This window comes from Staphylococcus sp. LKG3-1 (assembly GCF_048568385.1).
GTDB classification, from domain to species: domain Bacteria; phylum Bacillota; class Bacilli; order Staphylococcales; family Staphylococcaceae; genus Staphylococcus; species Staphylococcus saprophyticus.
In genome coordinates this window covers 557,336-581,465 of record NZ_CP183796.1, presented here as the reverse complement: position 1 = coordinate 581,465, position 24,130 = coordinate 557,336, and the positions used below count along the sequence as shown (strand labels likewise).

Annotated in this window: 20 protein-coding genes and 1 other RNA gene; 18 read left to right on the top strand and 3 right to left on the bottom strand. The window is 32.0% G+C overall.

Features of this window, described 5'->3' with window-relative positions; translation table 11 throughout:
• Positions 1 to 9: 9 nt before the first annotated feature.
• The 8 genes from bshA to ACM595_RS02725 all read left to right on the top strand — a co-directional run bounded on the left by bshA (position 10) and on the right by ACM595_RS02725 (position 9,192).
• A complete protein-coding gene (bshA, locus tag ACM595_RS02760) occupies positions 10 to 1,158 on the top strand; it encodes an N-acetyl-alpha-D-glucosaminyl L-malate synthase BshA (protein WP_069821997.1) in 1,149 nt (382 codons plus the stop codon).
• Positions 1,151 to 2,350, top strand: a complete 1,200-nt coding sequence (locus ACM595_RS02755; RefSeq protein WP_002483262.1) for a CCA tRNA nucleotidyltransferase — start codon at positions 1,151 to 1,153, stop codon at positions 2,348 to 2,350. Before bshA ends, ACM595_RS02755 begins: the two co-directional genes overlap by 8 nt.
• A complete protein-coding gene (locus ACM595_RS02750) occupies positions 2,343 to 3,314 on the top strand; it encodes a biotin--[acetyl-CoA-carboxylase] ligase (RefSeq protein WP_037538417.1) in 972 nt (323 codons plus the stop codon). Before ACM595_RS02755 ends, ACM595_RS02750 begins: the two co-directional genes overlap by 8 nt.
• Before the next feature lie 26 nt (positions 3,315 to 3,340).
• Entirely contained in the window at positions 3,341 to 6,043 is a 2,703-nt protein-coding gene (locus ACM595_RS02745; RefSeq protein WP_041080666.1) for a helicase C-terminal domain-containing protein, read from the top strand.
• Between the two features lie 91 nt (positions 6,044 to 6,134).
• Positions 6,135 to 7,427, top strand: coding sequence for an asparagine--tRNA ligase (gene asnS / locus ACM595_RS02740; RefSeq protein ID WP_002483265.1), 1,293 nt, complete (start codon positions 6,135 to 6,137; stop codon positions 7,425 to 7,427).
• A gap of 92 nt (positions 7,428 to 7,519) precedes the next feature.
• Positions 7,520 to 8,206, top strand: a complete 687-nt coding sequence (locus ACM595_RS02735; protein WP_002483266.1) for a DnaD domain-containing protein — start codon at positions 7,520 to 7,522, stop codon at positions 8,204 to 8,206.
• A complete protein-coding gene (gene nth / locus ACM595_RS02730) occupies positions 8,196 to 8,855 on the top strand; it encodes an endonuclease III (protein WP_011303081.1) in 660 nt (219 codons plus the stop codon). Before ACM595_RS02735 ends, nth begins: the two co-directional genes overlap by 11 nt.
• Positions 8,856 to 8,859: 4 nt before the next feature.
• Complete coding sequence (locus ACM595_RS02725) at positions 8,860 to 9,192, top strand: YpoC family protein (RefSeq protein ID WP_002483268.1); 333 nt, start codon at positions 8,860 to 8,862, stop codon at positions 9,190 to 9,192.
• Positions 9,193 to 9,638: 446 nt separating this feature from the next.
• Here ACM595_RS02725 and ACM595_RS02720 read toward each other — a convergent pair whose 3' ends face one another.
• A complete protein-coding gene (locus ACM595_RS02720) occupies positions 9,639 to 11,813 on the bottom strand; it encodes a transglycosylase domain-containing protein (protein ID WP_011303082.1) in 2,175 nt (724 codons plus the stop codon).
• The gene (recU, locus tag ACM595_RS02715) at positions 11,810 to 12,436 is read right to left on the bottom strand and encodes a Holliday junction resolvase RecU (RefSeq protein WP_002483270.1); all 627 of its coding nucleotides are present in this window, start codon (positions 12,434 to 12,436) and stop codon (positions 11,810 to 11,812) included. The genes ACM595_RS02720 and recU overlap by 4 nt, the downstream gene beginning before the upstream one ends.
• Positions 12,437 to 12,684: 248 nt before the next feature.
• On the opposite strand from recU, the gene ACM595_RS02710 reads away from it, so the two are divergent.
• From ACM595_RS02710 to ACM595_RS02665, 10 genes are all read left to right on the top strand, one after another.
• On the top strand, positions 12,685 to 13,023 hold the full coding sequence (locus ACM595_RS02710; protein ID WP_002483271.1) for a DUF1798 family protein: 339 nt from the start codon (positions 12,685 to 12,687) through the stop codon (positions 13,021 to 13,023).
• Positions 13,020 to 13,586 carry a DUF1273 domain-containing protein gene (locus tag ACM595_RS02705; RefSeq protein ID WP_002483272.1) on the top strand — a complete coding sequence of 189 codons (567 nt, stop codon included), beginning with the start codon at positions 13,020 to 13,022 and terminating at the stop codon, positions 13,584 to 13,586. Before ACM595_RS02710 ends, ACM595_RS02705 begins: the two co-directional genes overlap by 4 nt.
• An 11-nt stretch (positions 13,587 to 13,597) precedes the next feature.
• Positions 13,598 to 13,951, top strand: a complete 354-nt coding sequence (gene gpsB / locus ACM595_RS02700; protein ID WP_002483273.1) for a cell division regulator GpsB — start codon at positions 13,598 to 13,600, stop codon at positions 13,949 to 13,951.
• A gap of 141 nt (positions 13,952 to 14,092) precedes the next feature.
• Positions 14,093 to 14,467, top strand: an RNA gene (gene rnpB / locus ACM595_RS02695) — RNase P RNA component class B.
• 162 nt (positions 14,468 to 14,629) lie between these two features.
• Positions 14,630 to 15,763 carry a THUMP domain-containing class I SAM-dependent RNA methyltransferase gene (locus tag ACM595_RS02690; protein WP_011303086.1) on the top strand — a complete coding sequence of 378 codons (1,134 nt, stop codon included), beginning with the start codon at positions 14,630 to 14,632 and terminating at the stop codon, positions 15,761 to 15,763.
• A 39-nt stretch (positions 15,764 to 15,802) separates the two neighbouring features.
• Positions 15,803 to 16,708: an EamA family transporter RarD gene (rarD, locus tag ACM595_RS02685; protein WP_037538606.1), complete on the top strand. Its 906-nt coding sequence runs from the start codon at positions 15,803 to 15,805 to the stop codon at positions 16,706 to 16,708.
• 265 nt (positions 16,709 to 16,973) lie between these two features.
• On the top strand, positions 16,974 to 17,609 hold the full coding sequence (locus ACM595_RS02680; RefSeq protein WP_115343826.1) for an SDR family oxidoreductase: 636 nt from the start codon (positions 16,974 to 16,976) through the stop codon (positions 17,607 to 17,609).
• 394 nt (positions 17,610 to 18,003) lie between these two features.
• Positions 18,004 to 18,648 (top strand): autolysin, encoded by a 645-nt coding sequence (locus ACM595_RS02675; protein WP_419744428.1) that lies wholly within the window; start codon positions 18,004 to 18,006, stop codon positions 18,646 to 18,648.
• Positions 18,649 to 19,096: 448 nt separating this feature from the next.
• Entirely contained in the window at positions 19,097 to 22,537 is a 3,441-nt protein-coding gene (locus tag ACM595_RS02670; protein WP_002483278.1) for a dynamin family protein, read from the top strand.
• A gap of 20 nt (positions 22,538 to 22,557) precedes the next feature.
• Positions 22,558 to 23,439: a 5'-3' exonuclease gene (locus ACM595_RS02665; protein WP_011303091.1), complete on the top strand. Its 882-nt coding sequence runs from the start codon at positions 22,558 to 22,560 to the stop codon at positions 23,437 to 23,439.
• Between the two features lie 274 nt (positions 23,440 to 23,713).
• Here ACM595_RS02665 and ACM595_RS02660 read toward each other — a convergent pair whose 3' ends face one another.
• Complete coding sequence (locus ACM595_RS02660; RefSeq protein WP_002483280.1) at positions 23,714 to 24,121, bottom strand: ribonuclease HI family protein; 408 nt, start codon at positions 24,119 to 24,121, stop codon at positions 23,714 to 23,716.
• Positions 24,122 to 24,130: the final 9 nt, after the last annotated feature.

Sequence of the window (24,130 nt, the reverse complement as noted above, 5' to 3'; positions counted from 1 at the left end):
TACCGCCTTATGAAAATAGGCATCACTTGTTATCCATCTATGGGTGGTTCAGGCATTATAGCTACAGAATTAGGTATCAAACTCGCTGAGCGTGGTCATGATATTCACTTTATTACATCTAATATACCGTTTAGAATAAGAAAGCCTTTACCAAATATGACGTTCCATCAAGTTGAAGTAAACCAATATGCTGTTTTTCAATATCCACCCTATGATATAACACTGAGTACAAAAATCGCTGAAGTCATCAATGAATATGACTTAGATGTGCTACATATGCATTATGCTGTGCCTCATGCTGTGTGTGGTATATTAGCAAAACATATGTCACAAAAAGATATAAAAATAATGACGACCTTACACGGTACTGATATTACAGTGCTCGGTTATGACCATTCTTTAAAAAATGCAATTAAATTCGGTATTGAGGGCAGCGATGTGGTGACGAGTGTAAGTCAATCACTTGCACAACAAACTTATGATATCATCGAAACTGATAAAGAGATTGTCCCTATATATAATTTTGTAAGAGAAAAAGAATTTCCTACCAAACTCAATACACCAACTTCAGAGGATGAACAACTAAAAGCTTGTTACGGTATCCATCCTGATGAAAAAGTACTGATTCATGTGTCCAATTTTAGATCAGTGAAACGTATCGATACGATTATTGATACATTTGCAAGAGTGCATAAAGCTATCCCTTCTAAATTAATCTTACTTGGCGATGGCCCTGAACTTATGGATATGAAAGAAAAAGCACGTCAACTTAATTTAGAAGATGCAGTGTTGTTTTTAGGTAAGCAAAATTGGGTGAGTCAATTCTATCAAATTTCAGACTTAGTTCTATTATTGAGTGAAAAAGAAAGCTTTGGATTAACATTGCTTGAAGCTATGAAATCTGGTGTGGTTCCAATTGGTTCAACTGCAGGTGGTATTAAAGAAGTAATTAAACATGAAGATACTGGATATATCGTTAATGTTGGAGACGATGAAGCTGCAAGTGCGTATTCGATTCAGTTACTAACTAATCCTGAACTATATCACGAAATGCAAACGCGAATGCTAGAAGATGTTGCAAACAGATTTTCATCTGATTTAATTGCAGATCAATATGAGTATTATTACAAAAAAATGTTAGAGGGTAACAATGACTAATTCTTTATTTGAAACAGCCAAACCAATTCTAGAAAAATTACAAGCTCATCATTTTCAAGCCTATTTTGTTGGTGGCTCTGTGCGTGACTATCTTATGAATAGACCCATTCATGATATCGATATTACAACGAGTGCAACGCCGGATGAAATTGAAACAGTATTTGATAAGACCATACCTATTGGGAGAGAACATGGCACAATTAATGTGATATACAAAGGCGAGCAGTATGAGGTTACAACTTTTCGTTCTGAGGGTGATTATGATGATCACCGTAGACCTAATGAGGTCTTTTTTGTTAGAAACTTATATGATGATGTACAGCGCAGAGATTTTACAATGAATGCAATTGCGATGGATATTAATTATCAAATCTTTGATTACTTTGAAGGACAGCAGGATATTAAACATCAACTCATTAGAACTGTTGGTAATCCTGATGAACGCTTTGATGAAGATGCATTAAGAATTATCAGAGGCTTACGTTTTCAATCACAATTTGGCTTTCACTTAGAAGAAGCTACTTTTACCGCGATGTTCAACCACATTGCAGATATTAAATATTTGGCAATTGAACGCATTGTTGTTGAATTAAAGAAACTAACAAATGGTGACTTTGTATCGAAAAGTTTTAATAATTTAAAGCATTTTATGGCTTTTAAATATATTCCATTTTTCAAACACTACGACATCACCAAATTCACATTACGTAATGCCATGCCTTTTACGACGTTTGTAGCGTTTTTAATATCTCAACAGCGTGAAATAGATGCGAATATTGCTGATTTAAAAGTGAGCAACAATGAAAAAAAACGTATTAAAACATTAGTTCAACTTATCGATCAAATAGATGAAGTACAAACAAAATCACAATTAAAATTATTTGTTTATGACTATGGAAAAAAAGATATACTAGAAGTATTAAGCTATTTAGATGAATTAAAACGAAATCGTATTACATCTATATCACCATTAATAGTTAACGACCAAACAGTTACTGAAGTTGCAAAACAATTACCGATGCTGTCAAGAAGTGAAATGGATATCAATGGGAAAGATATATTAGAAATAGCGAATAAAAAAAGCGGACCATGGCTCAAAGAAACCTTACGTGAAGTCGAATACGCTATAATATCAGGTGAAGTAGTCAATTTCAAACCTGAACTTAAAAAGTGGGTGAAAACACGTGTCTAAATATAGTAAAGCAGTTGTCTATATGTTATACCAATATGAATCTGAATACATTTCTGGCCAATTTATTGCTGAGCAACTTTCTATATCAAGAACAGCTGTAAAGAAAGTCATTGATCAATTAAAAGAAGAAGGGTGTCAGATAGAATCCATTAATCATAAAGGACATCACTTAATTCAATTACCAGATAAATGGTACAAAGGTATCGTTATGCCAACCATTCAATCTCAACATTTATTTGAACATGTTGACGTATTCGATCAAGTAGAGTCCACACAATTATTAGCGAAACAAAAATTAGTAGGCAATACAGATACGTTTTTAATCCTAAGTGATGAACAAACGAAAGGAAAAGGCCGTTTCAATAGACCGTGGGCTTCAGCCAAAGGAAAAGGGCTTTGGATGTCAATTGTTTTACGACCAGATGTACCTTTCGATATGATAACTAAGTTTAATTTATTTATGGCGCTTGGTATAAGAGATGCTATTCAACAATTTAGTAAAAGTGATGTTTCTGTAAAGTGGCCTAATGATATTTATATCAATAATCAAAAAGTCTGTGGCTTTTTAACCGAAATGGTTGCTAATAGTGACGGTATTGAAGCTGTTATATGTGGTATTGGCATTAATATGAATCAAGAACCAAGCGATTTTACTGGTGAATTAGCTCAAAAAGCAACCAGTATTAGAATACACAAGAAAGATAAAGTGAATCGTTATGATTTTTTAGAAGTGCTTATTTCACAAATCGAGTATCGATATAAACAATTTATTAAAGAACCATTTTCATCTATTCGTGATGAATACATAGCTACTTCAAATATATGGCACAAACAGTTAAGATTCACTGAAAATAATGTTCAATTTAAAGGTGAAGCCATTGATATAGATGATAATGGATTTTTAATTGTTTTAGATGAGAATAAACAACAACACCAATTGATGAGCGCTGATATTGAATTATAACTCAAATAATGAAAGGAGGAAGTAGAATGGCAAAACCTTGCTATGCTGTCGTAGATTTAGAAACTACAGGCAACCAATTAGATTATGATGAAATTATTCAAATAGGCATAACATTTGTGCGTGAAAATAAAATTATTGGAACGTATCACTCCATGATTAAAACAGATTTAGAAATTCCTCCTTTTATTCAAGCTTTAACTTCAATTGAAGAAGATATGTTAAATCAAGCACCGTATTTTCATGAAATTGCAGAAGATATATACAAACAAATAGATGGTTGTATATTTGTAGCGCATAATGTGGCGTTTGATTTAAATTTTATCAAGAAATCATTTAAACAATGCCATATCAATTATCGTCCAAAGAAAGTCATGGATACGTTAGAATTATTCAAAGTTGCTTTCCCAACGGATAAAAGCTATCAATTAAGCGAACTAGCTGAAGTACATGGGATTATCTTAAACAATGCCCATAGAGCTGATGAAGACGCTGCCACAACGGCACAACTGATGATTATTGCATTCGAAAAATTTGAATCTTTACCATTAGATACACTTAAGCAACTTTATTACCTAAGTAAAAATCTAAAATACGATTTACATGATATTATATTTGAAATGGTGCGAAATTATGATGAACAAACGCTTAGTGATCGATTTGATCAATTCGAACAAATCATATATAAAAAACAAATAGATTTTAAAGCACCAACCGTACAATTCGGTGGTAACTTAAAAGCACTATACACTTTAGTGACTAAAGAACTGGGGTTAACATATCGCCCTCAACAATTATATTTATCTGAAATTATATTGGAACAACTCATGCATAGTGAAAAAGCAATGATTGAAGCCCCTTTAGGAAGCGGTAAGTCATTTGCTTATCTACTTGCCTCACTGATGTATAATATCGAAACTGGCAAACATGTCATGATTTCTACAAATACAAAATTATTACAAAACCAATTATTAGAAAAGGATATTCCTGCGATTAAAAAAGCATTAGATTTCAAAATAAATGCGACGCTAATCAAAAGCAAACGTGACTACATCGCTTTAGGGTTAATAAGTCAAATACTTAAAGAAGAATCTAGTAATTATGAAGTTTGCATTTTGAAGATGCAATTACTGATTTGGATTACGGAAACAGACACGGGTGATATTCAGGAATTAGATTTAAAAGGCGGACAAAAAATGTATTTCGAACAAAAACTCGAAACCTATGTTCCAGTCCGTAATGATATACATTATTTTAATTTTATTAAGCGCAATGCACAAAACATTCAAATTGGTATCACAAACCATGCCCACTTAATTCACGCAGCTCACGATAACTCCATTTATCAATTATTTGATGATTGTATTATAGATGAAGCACATAGGCTGCCAGATTATGCTTTAAATCAAGTAACTAATGAATTGAGTTACGCAGATATTAAATATCAGTTAGGGTTGATTGGTAAGACTGAAAATGAAAAGTTACTAAAATCTATAGATCTACTTGAACAGCAACGTATTCTCGAAAAATTAGACATACCACCTATAGATGTTTTTGGCTTAAAAACGACTGTGAATGAGATACATGATTTGAATGAACAATTGTTTACAACGATGTATGATATTATTCAATCTTCTGAAATACAAGATGATGAAGTCCATAAACTTCATTTCGTATATCACTTTGATGTCACACCTATATTAAACGACTTACATGCCATTATTCACAAATTAAACATGACGTTAGAATTCTTTAATGGTATGAGCCATAAATCAATTAAATCAGTGAGAAAGCAATTTCTATATATTAATGATCGTTTTAAAGATATTGAACAAAGTCTTAAAAATAAACACACATGTTATTTATCTATCAAAAATTTAAATCAGAAATCTACTATAAGACTTAATGTTAAAGATTACGATGTTAAAGAAATCCTCACGAAGCAAGTGCTCGATAAATTCAAATCACTAACATTTATTTCAGGGACACTAACATTCAATCATTCCTTTGAGAACTTTAAACAATGGTTTAATAAAGATATTGAATTTAACACATATGAAATTGATACGACCGTAACATCACCGAATCAAACGACTGTCTTTATACCAAATGATGTATCATCTTATAATTATAAGAATATTAACGATTATGTAAGTTCCATTGTTAATTATGTAATTGAATACGTATCTGTTGTAGAATCCAAATGTCTGATCCTATTTACGAGTTATAAAATGATGCATATGGTTCAAGAATTAATAAATGAATTGCCTGAATTTGAAGATTATGTTGTATTAACACAACAACAGAACCAAAACTATAAGATTGTCCAACAATTTAATAGTTTTAATAAAGCCATATTGTTAGGTACAGGTACATTTTTTGAAGGCTTCGATTTTCAGTCAAATGGCATTAAATGTGTCATGATTGCTAAATTACCGTTTATGAACCAAAATAATACTAAATATTGGTTGATGGAGTCTGAGTTTACTTCTACATTCAAAGAATATGTGTTACCTGATGCTGTGACACGCTTTAGACAAGGGCTAGGTAGATTAATTCGTAGTGAAAATGATAAAGGCATTATCGTATCTTTTGATGACCGTTTAATTCGTAGTAATTACAAACAGTTTTTTGAACAATCATTAGAACAATATCGTCAGAAAAAAGGGGATATTAAGCAATTTTCTATACTCCTTAAAAAATTAAAAAAAGAAAACGCTAAGAAACCATAAACATAGCACAAGCAACTAGAACTTATATATGGATTTTGTTAAAATATATAAGGATAAAAAAAGTAGAATACACTATTATAGGAGACTGGTTATGAATACAACGATAAAAGAAGCAAAACAGTATATTGGCCAAGAAGTTACAATCGGTGCTTGGTTAACGAATAAACGTTCAAGTGGTAAGATTGCTTTCTTACAATTAAGAGATGGCACAGGATTTATCCAGGGTGTTGTTGCTAAAGCTGAAGTAGATGAAGAGATATTCCAAAAAGCAAAAGAAATTACACAAGAGTCATCATTATATGTGACAGGTGTAATTAGCGAAGATAATCGTTCTGATATCGGTTACGAAATGCAAGTTAAATCAATAGAAGTAATATCTGAAGCACATGATTATCCAATTACGCCTAAAAATCATGGTACAGAATTTTTAATGGATCATCGTCATCTATGGTTACGTTCAAAAAAACAACATGCGGTTATGAAAATCAGAAATGAAATTATTCGTGCCACATACGAATTCTTTAATGATAACGGATTTACAAAAATTGATCCGCCTATCTTAACAGCAAGTGCACCAGAAGGTACAAGTGAATTATTCCATACAAAATACTTTGACCAAGATGCTTTCTTATCTCAAAGTGGCCAACTATATATGGAAGCCGCTGCAATGGCACACGGAAGAGTATTCTCATTTGGTCCTACATTCCGTGCAGAAAAATCTAAAACACGTCGTCACTTAATTGAATTCTGGATGATAGAACCAGAAATGGCATTTTGTGAACACGCACAAAGTTTAGAAGTACAAGAACAATATGTCACTCATGTTGTTAAATCAGTATTGAATCATTGCAAATTAGAACTAAAAGCGCTAGACAGAGATACATCTAAATTAGAAAAAGTAACAACACCATTCCCACGTATAACTTACGCTGATGCTGTTATTTTCTTAAAAGAACAAGGTTTTGATGATATAGAGTGGGGTGAAGATTTCGGTGCACCACACGAAACAGCGATCGCTAATCACTATGATTTACCGGTGTTCATCACGAATTATCCAACTAAAATCAAACCATTCTATATGCAGCCTAATCCAGAAAATGAGGACACTGTTTTATGTGCAGACTTAATTGCACCAGAAGGTTATGGTGAAATTATAGGTGGTTCTGAACGTATTAATGATCTTGAATTACTTAAAGAACGACTAAGTCAATTCGAATTAGATGCTGAAAGTTATAGTTATTATTTAGATTTACGTCGTTATGGTAGTGTGCCACATAGTGGCTTTGGCTTAGGTTTAGAAAGAACTGTAGCTTGGTTATCAGGCGTTGAACACGTTCGTGAAACAGCACCATTCCCACGCTTATTAAACCGTTTATACCCATAATTTATTTTAGAATATGTGTCAAAAACGTCCAGTCTAGTTATCAATGGCTGGACGTTTTTATAACATGAATATAGAACAGGAGGTATCTATCTTTGAATAGTGAACAACTTAAAATACGGCCCGTCATTATTAGACGTGAACTGTTAGATCATTATAACCAACTTGGGATAAATGAAGCTGAATTGGTTATATTAATTAAGCTATTACATGCCTCTGAATCTTCAAACAAACAACCTTCTATTGAATCCTTGCAGCAAGGGACGACATTCGGCTCTAGAGAAGTCACAACTATCATCCAAAGTTTAATACAACATGATTTACTTGAATTAAAGGTTGAGAAAGATGAAGAAGGTAAATTTACTGAATATATGAACCTCAACCAATTCTATGTGAAATTAAGTGAGATAATGGAACAAGTAAATATTAAAGTAGAAGAAGAGAATACGGAAGTTGAATTTAATGTTTTATTTCAACAAATTGAACAAGCCTTTGGTAGACCGTTATCTCCGTTTGAAATCGAAACGTTAAACCAATGGTTAGATATTGATAAACATGAATTAAGTGTCATTCAAGCTGCTCTAGATGAAGCGACGAGCCAGAATAAGTTAAGTTTTAAATATATCGATCGTATTTTATTAAATTGGAAAAAAAATAATGTAAAAACAATTGAAGATTCTAAAAAAATTAGTCGCCAATTCAATCAACCTAAAATGAAGCATACAATTAAAAAAGTGCCTAAATTCGACTGGCTGAACGGGGAGAATCCAAATGATAAGTAATAAAAAAGCATTAGAAATGGTTGATGTCATAGCAAATATGTTTCCAAATGCTGAATGTGAGCTCAAACATGACAATCCTTTCGAATTAACGATTGCTGTGTTATTATCAGCTCAAACGACGGATGTTTCTGTTAATAAATTAACAAAAGATTTATTTCAAAAATACAAAACACCTGAAGATTACTTAAATGTAGATATTTCTGAATTAGAAAATGATTTGCGTACCATTGGTCTATATAGAAACAAAGCGAAAAATATTCAAAAATTATGTCGTTCTTTGTTGGATCAATTTGATGGTGAAATTCCACATACGCATGCTGAATTAGAAAGTTTGGCTGGCGTAGGTAGAAAAACCGCTAATGTAGTTATGAGTGTTGCTTTTGGCGAACCATCTTTAGCAGTTGATACACACGTTGAAAGAATATCTAAACGTTTAGGCATTTGTAGATGGAAAGATAACGTGAGACAAGTTGAAGATAAGTTATGCCACGTTGTACCAAGAGAGCGCTGGAATAAAACACATCACCAACTTATATTCTTTGGTCGTTATCACTGTCTTGCTAGAAGTCCAAAGTGTGATGTTTGTCCGTTATTTAATGATTGTAGAGAAGGTCAAAAACGCTATAAAGCCAATTTGAAAGAGGCGTAATTTTATGATTACAAAAGAAGACTTTACTGAATTAGAAGCTCAAATTGATCAATATGCGAAATCAAAGCAATTGAAATCATCAGAAGCTAAATTAAAATTAGATGACTATTTTGCTTTAATCGAACAATATTTTAAACAGATTAATCATATCCAAACTATAAATTTTTCAGATTTAGATGCATACCCTGTAGTGCCAATGAATTTTGAAGAACGTTATCATTATATGATTGCTAGAAAATATCATTTTATGGGCTACAGTCAAATGAAAACTTTAAAATCTGAACTTATAAAAATGAATGCTTCTTATCAAATTAGAAGCAAAAACCGAAAATTATAGTTACTTTGTTCATATTGCTCGATTTGTAGATAATTTAAGGCATAAGGCACTCTATTTTAAAACTATGTTATAGTCATTTTAAAATGAGGTGTCTTATTTTTGAATATGAACACACATTTTTCACTAATTTTGTAACGAATGCATACAGCTAGAAAAATAGTATAAATAAGATTCTCTAGACTTCGAGACATACCACAATTCTGCTATGCGCAGCCGAGATCATAAACTTCTAAATATAAAGCGTACGCATCCATATATGATGGATGCGTACGCTTTTTTATAATTGCTATTTGTAATATAAGTACTTATTGCAAATGCAGTTATTTAATTAAGTGATTGCTATCAAAAAATGAATACTTAGTGTTATTTAAAGATATCCTTATTTTCAAAAAAATACCCGGTAGCCAAATGAAATGGCATACCGGGTATGAGTGTAGCTAAATGAATTAACGTGCTGCACTTTGTTGGTTACTTGAGTTGTTTGTATTACTAGTTGAATTATTATTACTTGAATTAGAAGATGATGAACTGTTACTGCTACCACCTTGACCCTGAGGTTTATTACTAGTGGTATTATCATCTGGTTTACCTTTAACAGATAAATCATCTTTTGAGTCTCCAGAAACTGAATCTGGTTTAGAGAAATCTTTGCCATCTTTTGGTGAAATACTTTCCATGACATCTTCTAATAAGTATTGTGGGTATTCTTGTTCTTCATGGCCTACAAATGAGTTTGTACCGCCTTGTTTAACTTCATTGAATCCCATCCATACTGACATACTGTATTTAGGTGTGAAACCATTAATCCAAACATCTTTCGCTGCATCGTCTGGCAGATTATATTGTTGGTAAGTTTGTTCACCATAAGTACCTGTACCAGTTTTGGCTGCTAGATTAACGCCAGATACACCATGACCGTATGCAGAACCATATGCTTCAAATGTACCTTTAAGTACTTCTGCTAACATATATGATGTTGAGTCTTTCATAGCTTTTTTACTAGTATGATCGTATTCAACCGTTTCGCCATCTTGTTTGACAACTTTTTTAATAGAGTGGGCATTGTTATATTCACCACCATTAGCAATTGCAGCAAATGCAGAAGCTAATTGAGTAGGAGAGAATTCAGATGCTGAACCACCTAATACTTCAGATGGACCAATGTCTCCTTCATAATCTAACCCAACTTTTTTAGCAAAATCTTTTGGTGCATCGTTTCCGGCATTTTCTTTAGTTGATTGCCATGCTTTAAGTGCTGGAATATTAAAACTTTCACGTAATGCATCATAAAGTTTTACCGTACCGTGGCTCTTAGTATCATAGTTTCTAAATGTTACACCATCTACTTGATAAGATTCTTCATCTTGAATCGCATGGTTCGTTGCCCATGACATATTTTCAATTGCAGGACCATACGCTAAGAATGGTTTCAGTGAAGAACCAGTAGGGTGGGCATCAGTTGCTAAGTTTCTATCTACAATATCTTTATAATTTCTACCACCAGATATTGCGACAAGGCCACCATTTTCACTATCTACAATAGAAGAACCAACTTGTTGGTCTTCATTTTTATAATAGCTACCATTATTCACTCGATCTTGTAATGTTTGTTGAACATCTTTGTCCATATTCGTATAAATCTTAACGCCGCTATTTAATACAGAACCTAAATCTTCATCTTTAAATTCTTTATTATTCATAAGTTCAGATTTCACAAAGTTTACATATGAATCGTATGCCTCGTTTGAATTATCTTCACTTACTTCGCGATCTTCAGATGAACGTTGGACCAGATTGTCTTGTAAAGAAGTATTTTGTGCTTCTTCTTTTTGTTTCTTAGTAATTCTATTATGATATTCCATTAAATAAAGTACTGTATCTTTACGAGACTCAGCTTCTTTAGGATGATCATAAATGTTATAAGTATTTGGTACTTGTGGTAAACCAGCAAGATAAGCAGATTCCGCTAAATTCAAGTCTTTCAAATCTTTATTGAAATAATATTTAGCAGCAGCTTTCACGCCGTATACACCATCAGAGTAGTAAATTTTATTTAAGTACATCTCAAAAATTTCATCTTTACTATACTCTTGTTCTAATCTGTAGGACAAGTAAGCTTCTTGAGCTTTACGTGCAATTGATTTTTGATCTGTTAAGAATGAACGTTTAACTACTTGTTGTGTTAATGTTGATGCACCTTGTGAACCAAAGCCACCAGTGACGTTCTTAGCTACAGCACCAAAGAGACGTTTGTAATCAAGTGCTCCATGATCATAGAATCGATTATCCTCAGTAGCTAAAACAGCTTCTTTCATTGTCTTAGGTACTTCGTCTAAATCGACATGCTCTCGTCGTTGCCCATTATCGATTGTTTTAACTAAATCGCCATCTTTATCATAAATCTTAGCTGGCACGGGATCTTTTAATTTTGCTTCATTAAATGCAGGAGATTTCCAAGCATAATATGCAAACAACAAGATTCCTATTAAAGCTAGAACGATAAAGGCTATAATTAGAAACCCAAATATCTTAATAATCGTTCGTTTTATATTCCTATTCTTTTTTTGCTCGGACTTTCCATTCTTATTATTAGATTGAGAAGTCCTCTTTTTCTCCGTCATACGCGGTCCTCACTTTCATCTAATATCAACTTATCAACTGTTTTGAGATAATTCAATCGTGGTTGATACTGATAAGGAATATAGTAACCATTTTTTCTTATTTCTTCAACCGTTACCGACTTTTTAATCTCTTGAATGTGTCTCTCCCAAAACTTTTTGAAATTTGCATATGGGAGCAAATACACTTCATCGAGCGATTTAAAGCGAATTAATAAAAATACAATCCCTTGTTGTTGATAACATGCTTCCATATGTCGAACTTGATGTTCATGCATATTATTTAAAGGGAATGATGTTTTATTTTTTGTTTCTTTTGCTTCAAAATCTAAATAACGACCATGATAAATACCATTATAGTCTGTTGTCGACGGCGTTCTAAAATAAGCCTCATTTATTACTGCCTTACTTCTCATAGGATAATGAACATTCACTATCTGTATCGGGGTAGGCTTCTTATGTATTACAGCAATACCTCGATTTAAATAATAATCATTCGACAGTTCGATATCTTTTTCAAGTGACATACCTCTGCCACCATAATCAATTTTACTCGTTTGTCCCTTATGAGTTCGTCCGACCTGAGACTTATTTCTATTAAATGGCTTTCCATTTGGATAATTCATTTATTTTCACCACTTTAGTTTGGTCATCCAAAACCTGTTTCATTATACATGACTTTAGCAAATTTTTCCAAACTATGAAATATGAACCAATGTATTTATAAATACATCACATATATTTTAACGTGCTTTGCTCAATTAAACAATATTTGAAACAAAATAAAATAGTTAATCATATAAATGTTAAACGACACTTTAAAAATGACGAAGTAGGTCATTTATGGTAAATTTGTGAAGTAGGGGGAATCCTCATGCAACAACTATTAATGCAATTATTAAATGATGTTTTGAAAATGGTAGAAAAATACGAGACTGCCAAATCAACTGGCGAAGATTACGATTTTTATGTTGAGGTTGTACCATTCACAAATGATATTGATCAACAACTTAAAAAGCTAGTTACATATGAGCAACAAGTAATTCAATTACAATATATGAATAAACAAAAATTCGATTTACTTATTTCAAATATTGAATCTTTATCTGTTGAATGTCACTTTAAACGTACGAGCAGAAAATTATTTAATGAAAAAGTAAAGGCTGTTCAATATGATTTAAGCTACATACAAAGAAATGAGCAATTTTTATGATTAAAACTGTATATGTTACTGGATATAAGTCGTTTGAACTTAATATTTTTAAAGATGATGCACCTGAAGTTTCCTATTTAAAAAAATTTATTGAACATAAATTAAAACAGTTGATTGAAGAAGGCTTAGAATGGGTATTGATACAAGGACAGATGGGTATAGAGCTATGGACAGCAGAGGTCGTGTTAGCGTTGAAAGCAACCTATCCAGATTTAAAATTAGGAATTATCACACCGTTTTATGGTCATATTGATAGATGGAACGAACAAAATCAAGCAAAATATAATCATATTGCGCATCATGCTGATTTTGTTGATAGCGTATTCCATTCTTCATATGAAGGGCCTCATCAATTTAAACAAACCGATCAATTTATGTTAGCACATTCTGATACAACGCTTTTGATTTATGATGAGGAACAAGAAGCTAGTCCAAAGTTCTTTAAGCAGATGTTAGTTGATTTTATGGAAAAAACAAATTATACTTGTGATATTGTGACGTTCGATGAGTTAACTGAATTCATCAACGACTTGCAGTGGTCTCAAGAGCAAAGTTTCGAATGAGGTGGAGAAAAATGTCAGAAGTTTCATTAAAATTATCAGCAAAAGATATTTATGAAAAAGATTTTGAAAAAACTATGACGCGTGGTTATAGAAGGGAAGAAGTAGATGCTTTCTTAGACGACATCATAGCTGATTATCAAAAAATGGCAGATTTAGATAATGAAGTAGTTAAACTTTCAGAAGAAAACAACAAATTAAAAAAAGAACTTGAAGAGTTAAGATTACGTGTAGCAACATCGAGACCACAAGAAAATAAAAACTTCTCTTCAAACAACAATGCTACAACTAAGAATAATAGTAGTAACAACAATGTTGATATATTAAAAAGAATATCCAACCTAGAAAAAGCTGTTTTCGGTAAATAATCAACTATTATCACATAGAGAATATGATGATGACCGTAGATATAGCAGCATCTACATAAAGATAAGTTTTGAATTCGTTCAAAACTTATCTTATTTTTTATTTGTTTAGGCTATAAAATAATGATATACTTCTAAAGATGGTGTTTCGGGTAATCGCTATAGCGATATAGAGGAAAGTCCATGCTCACACAATCTGAGATGATTGTAGTGTTCGTGCTTGATGAAACAATAAGTCAAGGCATTAAGTTGACGGCAACGAAATAACCTAAGTCCTTAGATAAGGTTAGATTAGTTTGAAAGTGCCACAGTGACGGAGCTTTTGCAGAAATGCAAAAGGTGGAACGCGGTAAACCCCTCGAGTGAGCAATCCAAATTAGGTAGGAGCACTTATTTAACGGAATTCAACGTATATATAAGACATACTTTTAAAAGTATGTAGACAGATGGTTACCACCTGCGTACGAGTGTTTCTAGTACACGTTAGCAGTACAATGGTACAAAACATGGCTTACAGAAATATCATCACTAGACCCAAGCTCTCCCAAATCGGAGAGCTTTTTTCATTGCTATAATCTATTAAAAACCTACGTTCCATACACATCTTTAGGCAATGTCATATCTATTTAAAATAACTTTTGATAAAATAAAAGCAAATCATTATAAAGAAGGAGCAAAACAATGTATCAATTACTAGCAGTATGCCCAATGGGATTAGAAGCAGTTGTAGCTAAGGAAATTCAGGAATTAGGTTACGACACAACTGTTGAAAATGGTAGAATCTTTTTTGAAGGCGACGAAACTGCCATTGTTAAATGTAATTTATGGTTACGCACAGCAGATAGAATCAAAATTGTTGTTGGCCAATTTAAAGCCACAACCTTTGATGAATTATTTGAAAAAACAAAGGCACTACCTTGGGAAACGCTCATTGAACAAGATGGTAATTTCCCAGTACAAGGTCGAAGTGTTAAATCTACATTATTTAGTGTACCTGATTGCCAAGCCATCGTGAAAAAAGCAATCGTTGAGCGTTTGAGACGTGCATATCAAGCAAGTGGCTGGTTAAATGAAACGGGCGCTAAATATCCAATTGAAGTAGCCATTTTAAAAGATAATGCACTTTTAACTATAGATACTTCTGGTTCAGGTTTAAATAAACGTGGTTATCGTTTAGCGCAAGGTGAAGCTCCTATCAAAGAAACACTTGCTGCTAGCCTTATCCGTTTAGCGAACTGGACAGGTGACACACCTTTAGTGGATCCATTTTGTGGTTCTGGTACGATAGCAATTGAAGCATGTTTAATCGCTCAAAATATTGCGCCTGGATTTAACCGTGATTTCGTTTCTGAGAATTGGGATATTATGCCAGATCGTTTATATGATGAAATGAGAGATGAAGCTGATCAACAAGCGAATTATGACCGTAAATTAGAAATTTATGCATCTGATATCGATCCTGAAATGATAGAAATAGCACGAAGGAATGCTGAAGAAGTTGGATTAGCCGACATCATTCAGTTTAGTGTTAAAGATGTTAATACACTTACCATTGATGAAGATAAACCTATGGCTTTAATAGGCAATCCACCTTATGGTGAACGTATCGGGGATAGAGATAAAGTAGAAGAAATGTACCGCTACATCGGAGAACTTATGCAACAACATTCACAACTATCTACATATATTCTTACAAGTAGTACAGAATTCGAATTTTTAGTAAATAAAAAAGCGACTAAACGTAGAAAACTATTTAATGGTTATATTGAATGTACATATTACCAATATTGGGGAGACAAAAAGCCTCGTTCTTAGTTTTTAGTGCAATTAGTATTTTGGAAAGCGGTGACTCAATTGAATACAGAATTTAAAAAAGGCTTTTTCTTTGCGTTCGGAGCATATATTCTTTGGGGTATACTCCCTATATATTGGGAATTAATTAGTGATATTGGTGCATTTGAAATATTAGCATTTAGAATTGTATTATCGATGGTGTTTATGTTATTCATCTTAATCATAACGAAAAATACGGCTCCATTTAAACGGGATATTAAACAACTTTTTACAAATCCTATCCAACTTATTGCTATCATTGCAGCGGGTTATGTTATTACAATAAATTGGGGTACTTTTATATGGGCCGTTACAAATGGACATGTACTTCAGTCAAGTTTAGGTTATTATATCAATCCACTGGTCAGTATTTTGTTGGCGCTTATATTTTTAAAAGAACGTTTTAATAAGCTTGAATGGATAGCCATAGGCCTAGCGGTTATCGGAGTACTCTATATGACGTTGAAAATGGGCGTCTTCCCAGGCATTTCATTGTTACTTGCAGGTTCTTTTGGTGTCTATGGATTAATTAAAAAAATAGTCCCTATCGATGCAATAAGTAGCATTACAATTGAATGTATTGTTACTGCTCCCGCTGGATTCATTTATTTATGGTATATTTGGCAAAATGGTGGTTTATCTTTTGGGATGAATAGTTCTTCATTTTGGTTAATCTTCTCAGGTGCGGTTACAGCTGTACCACTTATTTTGTTCTCGGCAGGTGCAAGACGTATTCCTTTATCTTTAACTGGTTTTATTCAGTACATAGGACCAACTTTAATGTTTATACTAGGAATATTTTTATTCAAAGAACCATTTGATATTGATCAATTAATCACATTTGTATTTATATGGATTGGTATTATTATATATAGTATTTCTCAATATTTTAAAATTAAGAAAGATAAAAATCCGATCACTCATTAGCCTTACTAAAAGTCTCTGTTCGTCGTTGCGAATAAGAGGCTTTTTTAATACCTTAAAATCTAAGCGTATACAATCGAATTCATTGATTACGTTTAAGTAGTTAGAAATAGGATAACTATAATATTGTGAGTACTATGAAGTGTCATTAAACAGAAAATGTGAACTTTCAAGCATTTATAATTATAATATAAACGAACCTAAAAATACCTTATAAACGATATGGACAACATATCTCGTATTACAATAAAAGAAATGGAGTGATTAAATGACTAAAGTATTAATATTGGGAGCTAATGGTGCTGTTTCTAAAGCGGCGATCAATTCATTTTTAGAAAACACTTCCTATACTTTGCGCTTATTTTTAAGAGATGCAAATCGATTACCTGATTACGCTTCTGATCGTATACGCGTTAGAGAAGGTGACGCAACAAATTTTGAAGATGTAAATCGTGCTATGGAAGACGTTGATATCGTTTTAGCTTCGTTATCTGGTGAATTAGATAAAGAAGCACAGACCATTGTAGATGCAATGAATGCGAATAATGTCAAAAGACTTATTTTCGTTACTTCCATTGGTATATATAATGAAGTACCAGGGAATTTCGGATTATGGGTACAAGATCAAATTAGTGATTATTTAGTAATTTATAGAAAAGCAGCCGATATCATTGAACAAACTGATTTAGATTACACTATTTTTAGACCTGCCTGGTTAACACATACGAACGAAATCGATTATGAAATCACCAAAAAAGATGAACCTTTTAAAGGGACAGAAGTTTCTAGAAAGAGTGTGGCAGCCGTTGCAGTACAAATTGCTAAAGATCCAGCCCTTTATTCAAGAGATAATATAGGGATTAATAAACCCAATACTGATTTTGACAAACCTAGATGGAAGTAGAATAAGTCAATTTTAAAATAATTATGATTCAAGCTAAAGCACATGCATAATTACTAATAACTTAATAAATTGATAAAAAAGACTGAGACATAAATTAATGTTTCAGTTTTTTTATGTTTAAACCATCCTTAGCGCATGATTATAATTTTAAATATTAACTTATTGAAGTCGTAGCATTTTCACTGCTACTTCAACATCTTTAAATTCACTAATTTGTCGAATTCCATGCAAGTCCAGATTTATTGCAACGACAGAGCGCATGAATACACATAATTTTATATCTAGCGTTTTCAAGGTGGAATAATACACTTGTAGTCATGGTTTTTTGGAGTATTATAATTATTGTATTGTACAATATTTTTTTATTTCAAAAAATCGAAAGGATTTTTATTCTATGTTAAAAATATTTTTGCTGTTTGTCTCCCTAATTTTAACGTCAGTTATTTTCGCTCCTGCTACTTATGCCACAAGTCCGTTATTAAATTTTAATGAGTCTCATTCTACTGTGATGACACAAACTACTAAAATAAATGATACATTACTAAATGCGAATCAGCCTTCCCAAAATAAAGATACTTCAACACTTATTAATTACCCCGATGTCAATCAATATATAATTCAAAATAATATAAATCACTCAAACGTGATAAAGGACAGTAGAATGAATACACTTCCTAAATTGCCATATAAATATGGTACTTATAAAGGTGTTGTCATTCATGAAGTAGGCGAAGATAATCGAACGCTACAACAATGGGTTGATCGGATGTATGACACATATAAAATTGCCTTTGTACATGCATTTGTAGATAACAAAGAAATTCATCCGTGGCTTGCTGCATATATGTTAAAACAAAATGGTTTGACCCCTAGCTTTGCAGATAAGAATAAGGGGATAGGTACAATCATTAGTCATAATGCAGTAAGACAGTATTGGGGAGGTACGACACATGTTGATCCTATCGCTTATTATGGAAAATGGGGATATGATATGCAACAATTTTTCGAACTAGTGACCTATCATTATAATCATATGTAAGTTATGCCTAGTCATTCATTTGCACTAAATTATTTCATAATAAAATACAGTGGATAATTAAGATACTTAAAAAAGGTGTTATTTATAGTTCAACAAAATAGCCTTTTCTTATATAGCTATGATATCCAATGTTAAAAGCAGGGTGCATAAACAAATGCCCCCTGTTGTTTTGAGATGTAAAGTGAATATATTTAAAATATGGTGTAGTTAGCATGACAATAAATAATTTTGTAATGCCATAAATTGAATATGGTGCATAAAAATATAGACTGTCACTTTAAGTAATTATTTATTCAATGACTAATGCTAATTAACTTCAAAAAAGTTCTAAGTTGTTTGATAAAATTTGCAATGAAACAATTTAATTTCAAATACTTACTTTAGACATGCAATCATTTGTTATACAATAAGGATTAATTACATATAAGTAATAAAGGGGATACGAAAGATGTCTAATACTGAGCAACTCGATATTTTATATAAATTAAAAAAAGAAGTAGAAAAATCTAAAAACGATAGACTGGTTCACATTATCAATCAGGTTATTAAAAAGATGTTTTTAGAACAATATACAGCGACATTTGTTGGTCACTTCTCGGCTGGTAAATCCACATTAATCAATTTGTTATTAGAAGAAAGTATTTTACCAAGCTCACCTGTACCAACTACTAGTAATACCGCAATTGTATCTGTTGCTGAACAACCTGGTATCATTGCTAATTTAAGCCATCAACAATACACAATCTTAAATAACTACGATGAAGTGAAACAAATGAATCGCGAGAATTTCGATGTAGAATCTGTTGAAATTAAATTTCCATCAACTAAGTTTAATAAAGGCTTCACATTACAAGATACACCTGGGGTAGATTCAAATGTTGCAACGCACCAATCTAGCACTGAAGAATTTATGTATACAAGTAATATATTATTTTATACTGTAGATTATAATCACGTACAATCATCATTAAACTTTCAGTTTATGAAACAACTTAATCAAGCAGGTGTACCAGTCGTATTTGTGATAAATCAGATAGATAAGCATAATGAAGAAGAAATTAGTTTCGAAACATTTAAGCGTCGTGTAGATAAATCCATCAATGAGTGGGAAATCGACCTAGATCAAACATTTTACGTTTCAAAATATGAACATGAGCATAATGAAATCACGTCACTTTCTAATTATTTAATAGAGAAAGATACGCATCGTGAATCTATAGCTGCTTATGTAGAACGCATTGTTAAATTTATTACTAACGAACAATTATCTTATGTACAATATGAAATTCAGGATTTACTAGATAAGTTAGATATTAATGAAGCGGATTTTGATCAAGCTTATCTTAATTTCAAACAACATCAAGTAGTTAGTGAAGAAGCCAAACTGCTAAACAATCCTGAAGAATTATATGATTTTTTAAAGCAAAAGAGAAAAGCAATCATCGATAATGCTTATATCATGACGCATGACACAAGAGAAAAAATCAGAATATACTTAGAAAGTCGCACAAAAGATTTTAGTGTTGGCGGATTATTTAATAAAAAGAAAAAGACAGAAGAAGAACAACAACGACGATTAACTACAGTCTTAGAACACTTACAAGATAAAGTTAATCAAGAAATACGACAACCATTAAGAGAAGATATGTCATTTTTAACGAGATTCATCAATTCATCTGATATAAATGATGAGATTTTAAATCAACATTACACTATCCCTTCATCATTGATTAACGATTTATATCAAATGCAAATAACGATTAGTAATCAATATGTATTAACTTTCTGCGACGATTTGATGAAAGCACTTAAACAACATATTGCTAAAGCATCAGATCCATTATTTAAAAAAGCTATAAGCCATGCGCAAGCTAATGATATTGGTACAGAACAAGCAGATGATTACAATGATTATGAGAAGTTTATAGAAATGCGTAGCTTAAGAGAGTCATTAGAAACACAAAACTATATGCATTACTATATTCACATGGACGATTCTCTTGATAAATTGATAGATAGAAAAGAAATTACTTTCACACCGAAAAACAACAAAACTAATCTAAAGAAACAAACAAAATCTGATGTAAGTAAACAGCAGAAGCATTCCAATAATACTCAAAATATTAAAAATGCCTTGAATACCATAAAAGATGTACCATTATTCGAACAAACAAAATCAGATATAGAAGAAACGCTTAAGAGATTAGATAAGAAAATAATAAAAATTGGTGTTTTTGGCACATTTAGTGCAGGTAAAAGTAGTTTAATCAATGCACTCTTAGGAGATGCATACTTAGTGAGTTCGCCCAACCCAACGACAGCTGCAATGACCGAATTAACTTATGGTCATGAAAGCCAAATCACATTAAAATCCTCTAAACAATTATTAGAAGAATTAAATCATGTGTTTGAAGTAGAAAATAAAACATTTAAAACAATTGAAGATTTTCTATCTAAAAACACGAATAAATTGAAAGCAACATTAGAGAAAAATAAGTTAGCTTTTGTGAACGCTGTTGAAAAGCATTACGATATGTACCAAGACATGCTCAAAGATGGGCAAACACATACGATTGCACAAGATGAAATTAAAAAGTGGAGTGCAGAGGATGAATATGCAACGTTTGTTAATACAGTTCATCTAAATATACCTTTAGAATGGTTGAAAGATAAAATTATAGTAGATTCATTAGGTTTACATTCAAATAATCAGCGTCATACGAATGAGACAGAAAAAGTACTAACTTCTTCCGATTTAATACTCTATGTTAGTTATTTTAATCATTCATTTACGGAAAATGATAAACGTTTTATTGAACATATGAAAGAAATGAATCAATTGAACGAAAATCAGGCCTTTAAAATGATTGTCAATGCTACTGATTTAGCAGAAACGGAAGAGGATTTAAATGCTGTTATTGAGTATGTCGGTGATGCTTTAAGTCAAGTCAATATGGATTCAGATATTTTTGCAGTATCAAGTAGAGAAGCACTGAAATCAGGCAATGAGGGTATCAAACGCCTTCAAGACAGTATTCAGCACTTTACTCAAATCGAATCCAAAGATATCTTACAGCAACAAATGTTAAATCAATTAAAAAATATTTCTGAAGCTTATGAGCAAATGATTGAAGAATTTAACAATAATAAAAAACAAATTGAACAAAGAAAACAAAAGCTACAAGAATATAAAAATTCTTCAATTTTCAACAATAATATATTACAAATTGCTGAACAACGCACATCAAATGAAGTAGAAGATCAACTATACCATTTAAATGAACGATTAAAACTACAATTACAAGACGAGGTTAAATCTATTTACAATGGACAAATGACAAAAAATAGTAATTTTAATGATGAAAAACGTCAATCAACCAAAATTTACTTAGATCAGATTCACCAACGTCTATATTTAGAACAGTCCCTTTTAGTAGAACGTATCAAGAAGTATTTTCATGAACAAGTATATGCAGAGATTGCACCATTAAAACAAAAGCTTGAACAAGTACATGTATTTATACAACCTGAGTTTAGTCAAGAAATGATTGAACTTGATGACCCTTATTTAAAAATTGATTTAGAAACCATGCTCAATGCTTTACCAAAAGGTTTAACTAAGAAAACGATTTTGCAACCTAAATCTCAAAGTGCGATTCAAGAACAAATCACACACGAAACCATAGCACTTTTAGCACCTTGTATTGCAAATTTAAGACAAGCAATGAGCGACATTGTCTCTACAATGGATTACAATGCTGAAACTAAATTCAAAACATTAGAAAAAGAAGCGCATCATCAAATTCAAGAACTATTAGCATTTGAAATGGACGACGCTCTTATTAAACAATTACAAGAAACAAACGAAAAATTAAAAGCATTATTGTAAAAATAGAAAGAGGACACAATATGACCAAAAAAATATTACTAATAGACGGCATGGCTTTATTATTTCGCCACTTCTTTGCAACAAGTTTGCATAAACAATTTATGAGAAATTCATCAGGTATACCTACAAATGGTGTTCAAGGATTTGTTCGCCATGTGTTTACCGCTATCAATGAAATACAGCCTTCTCATGTCGCAGTGTGCTGGGATATGGGTAAATCAACATTTAGAAATGATATGTTTGATGGATATAAACAAAATAGACCTGCACCACCAGAAGAATTGATTCCACAATTTGACTATGTCAAAGAAGTTTCTAATCAATTTGGATTTGTAAATATTGGCGTTCAAAATTATGAAGCTGATGATGTTATCGGTACACTTGCACAACAATATTCTGATCAAAATCAAGTTTATGTCGTAACAGGTGATAAAGATATTTTGCAATGTATTAATCCTAATGTAGAAATATGGCTAACTAAAAAAGGCTTTAATATTTATAACCGTTATACTTTAGATCGTTTTCAAAGTGAATACGGGTTGAATCCTTTACAATTAATCGATGTCAAAGCATTTATGGGAGACACAGCTGATGGTTATCCAGGTGTGAAAGGGATTGGTGAAAAAACAGCAATTAAACTCATTCAAAATCACGGGTCTGTAGAATCTGTTTTAAATGCATTAGATCAATTAACACCAGGTCAAAGAACTAAAATCGAAGCTAATATCGATAACCTTAAATTGTCAAAAACATTAGCAGAAATTCATACCAAAGTGCCTCTAAATACAGTCGATTTGCTGGATAAGATGCAATTTGGAACAGAACTTACTAAAATTCTTAATATATGTAAAGAACATGAGTTGTATGTTTCTGGTAAATATCTATCCACACATTTCAGTTAAATTCATAATTTAACTATCATAACAATGTGAATAATGTAGTAGGCAAGACACAGGAAAAGATTTTGATAGAAAATGTTTTTTTGCACCAAATGATTAAAGCTGGCTAATTTAAAAATTTACAAACCTAACTCATTTTTTGAATCGACAAATAAGATGATAAAGTGCAAGATTATACAGTTATTTCTTTATTTAAAAACGAGACTGAGGCAACTATTAATGTCTCAGTCTCGTTTTTCGATTCATAACCGCTTCTTTGTAGTAGCTTTAGATAGCGTTATGATTTTTTGTTATGTTTGGTTATTTGATATAAACTTTGTTTTGCATGATGATTCGCTTCTTTATTTTGGTTTCTCGGTACCCAACGAACAAAGAGTAATTCAAATTTTTGTTCTAATTTTATAATTTCATTATAGTAAGATTTGAATTTTTCATTTTTTACATTCCCTCTATTAAAACTATCTTCGATAAGTTTAGAATCCGTATATACAAGGCCAGTTGTTATATTATGTGCTATAGCACATTCCAACGCGAACTGAAACGATGCCCATTCAGCACTATGGTTATCCATTTGACCCAATGATTTCGTGTAATGAAATCGTTCTTCTTCTGTGATAATGACAACTGCACTGGCACTTTCACCAGGGTTGCCAGCTGTAGCAGCATCAAAATATATTTTCGCCATTCATATCAT

Bases quoted from the DNA above. Each gene is read 5' to 3' on its own strand.
- ACM595_RS02710 (WP_002483271.1), top strand. From the start codon at position 12,685: ATGCAACAACTATTAATGCAATTATTAAATGATGTTTTGAAAATGGTA.
- ACM595_RS02665 (WP_011303091.1), top strand. From the start codon at position 22,558: ATGACCAAAAAAATATTACTAATAGACGGCATGGCTTTATTATTTCGC.
- recU (WP_002483270.1), bottom strand. From the start codon at position 12,436: ATGAATTATCCAAATGGAAAGCCATTTAATAGAAATAAGTCTCAGGTC.
- bshA (WP_069821997.1), top strand. From the start codon at position 10: ATGAAAATAGGCATCACTTGTTATCCATCTATGGGTGGTTCAGGCATT.
- ACM595_RS02720 (WP_011303082.1), bottom strand. From the start codon at position 11,813: ATGACGGAGAAAAAGAGGACTTCTCAATCTAATAATAAGAATGGAAAG.
- ACM595_RS02725 (WP_002483268.1), top strand. From the start codon at position 8,860: ATGATTACAAAAGAAGACTTTACTGAATTAGAAGCTCAAATTGATCAA.
- asnS (WP_002483265.1), top strand. From the start codon at position 6,135: ATGAATACAACGATAAAAGAAGCAAAACAGTATATTGGCCAAGAAGTT.
- ACM595_RS02660 (WP_002483280.1), bottom strand. From the start codon at position 24,121: ATGGCGAAAATATATTTTGATGCTGCTACAGCTGGCAACCCTGGTGAA.
- nth (WP_011303081.1), top strand. From the start codon at position 8,196: ATGATAAGTAATAAAAAAGCATTAGAAATGGTTGATGTCATAGCAAAT.
- ACM595_RS02755 (WP_002483262.1), top strand. From the start codon at position 1,151: ATGACTAATTCTTTATTTGAAACAGCCAAACCAATTCTAGAAAAATTA.
- ACM595_RS02690 (WP_011303086.1), top strand. From the start codon at position 14,630: ATGTATCAATTACTAGCAGTATGCCCAATGGGATTAGAAGCAGTTGTA.
- ACM595_RS02705 (WP_002483272.1), top strand. From the start codon at position 13,020: ATGATTAAAACTGTATATGTTACTGGATATAAGTCGTTTGAACTTAAT.
- ACM595_RS02745 (WP_041080666.1), top strand. From the start codon at position 3,341: ATGGCAAAACCTTGCTATGCTGTCGTAGATTTAGAAACTACAGGCAAC.
- ACM595_RS02670 (WP_002483278.1), top strand. From the start codon at position 19,097: ATGTCTAATACTGAGCAACTCGATATTTTATATAAATTAAAAAAAGAA.
- ACM595_RS02680 (WP_115343826.1), top strand. From the start codon at position 16,974: ATGACTAAAGTATTAATATTGGGAGCTAATGGTGCTGTTTCTAAAGCG.
- gpsB (WP_002483273.1), top strand. From the start codon at position 13,598: ATGTCAGAAGTTTCATTAAAATTATCAGCAAAAGATATTTATGAAAAA.
- ACM595_RS02675 (WP_419744428.1), top strand. From the start codon at position 18,004: ATGTTAAAAATATTTTTGCTGTTTGTCTCCCTAATTTTAACGTCAGTT.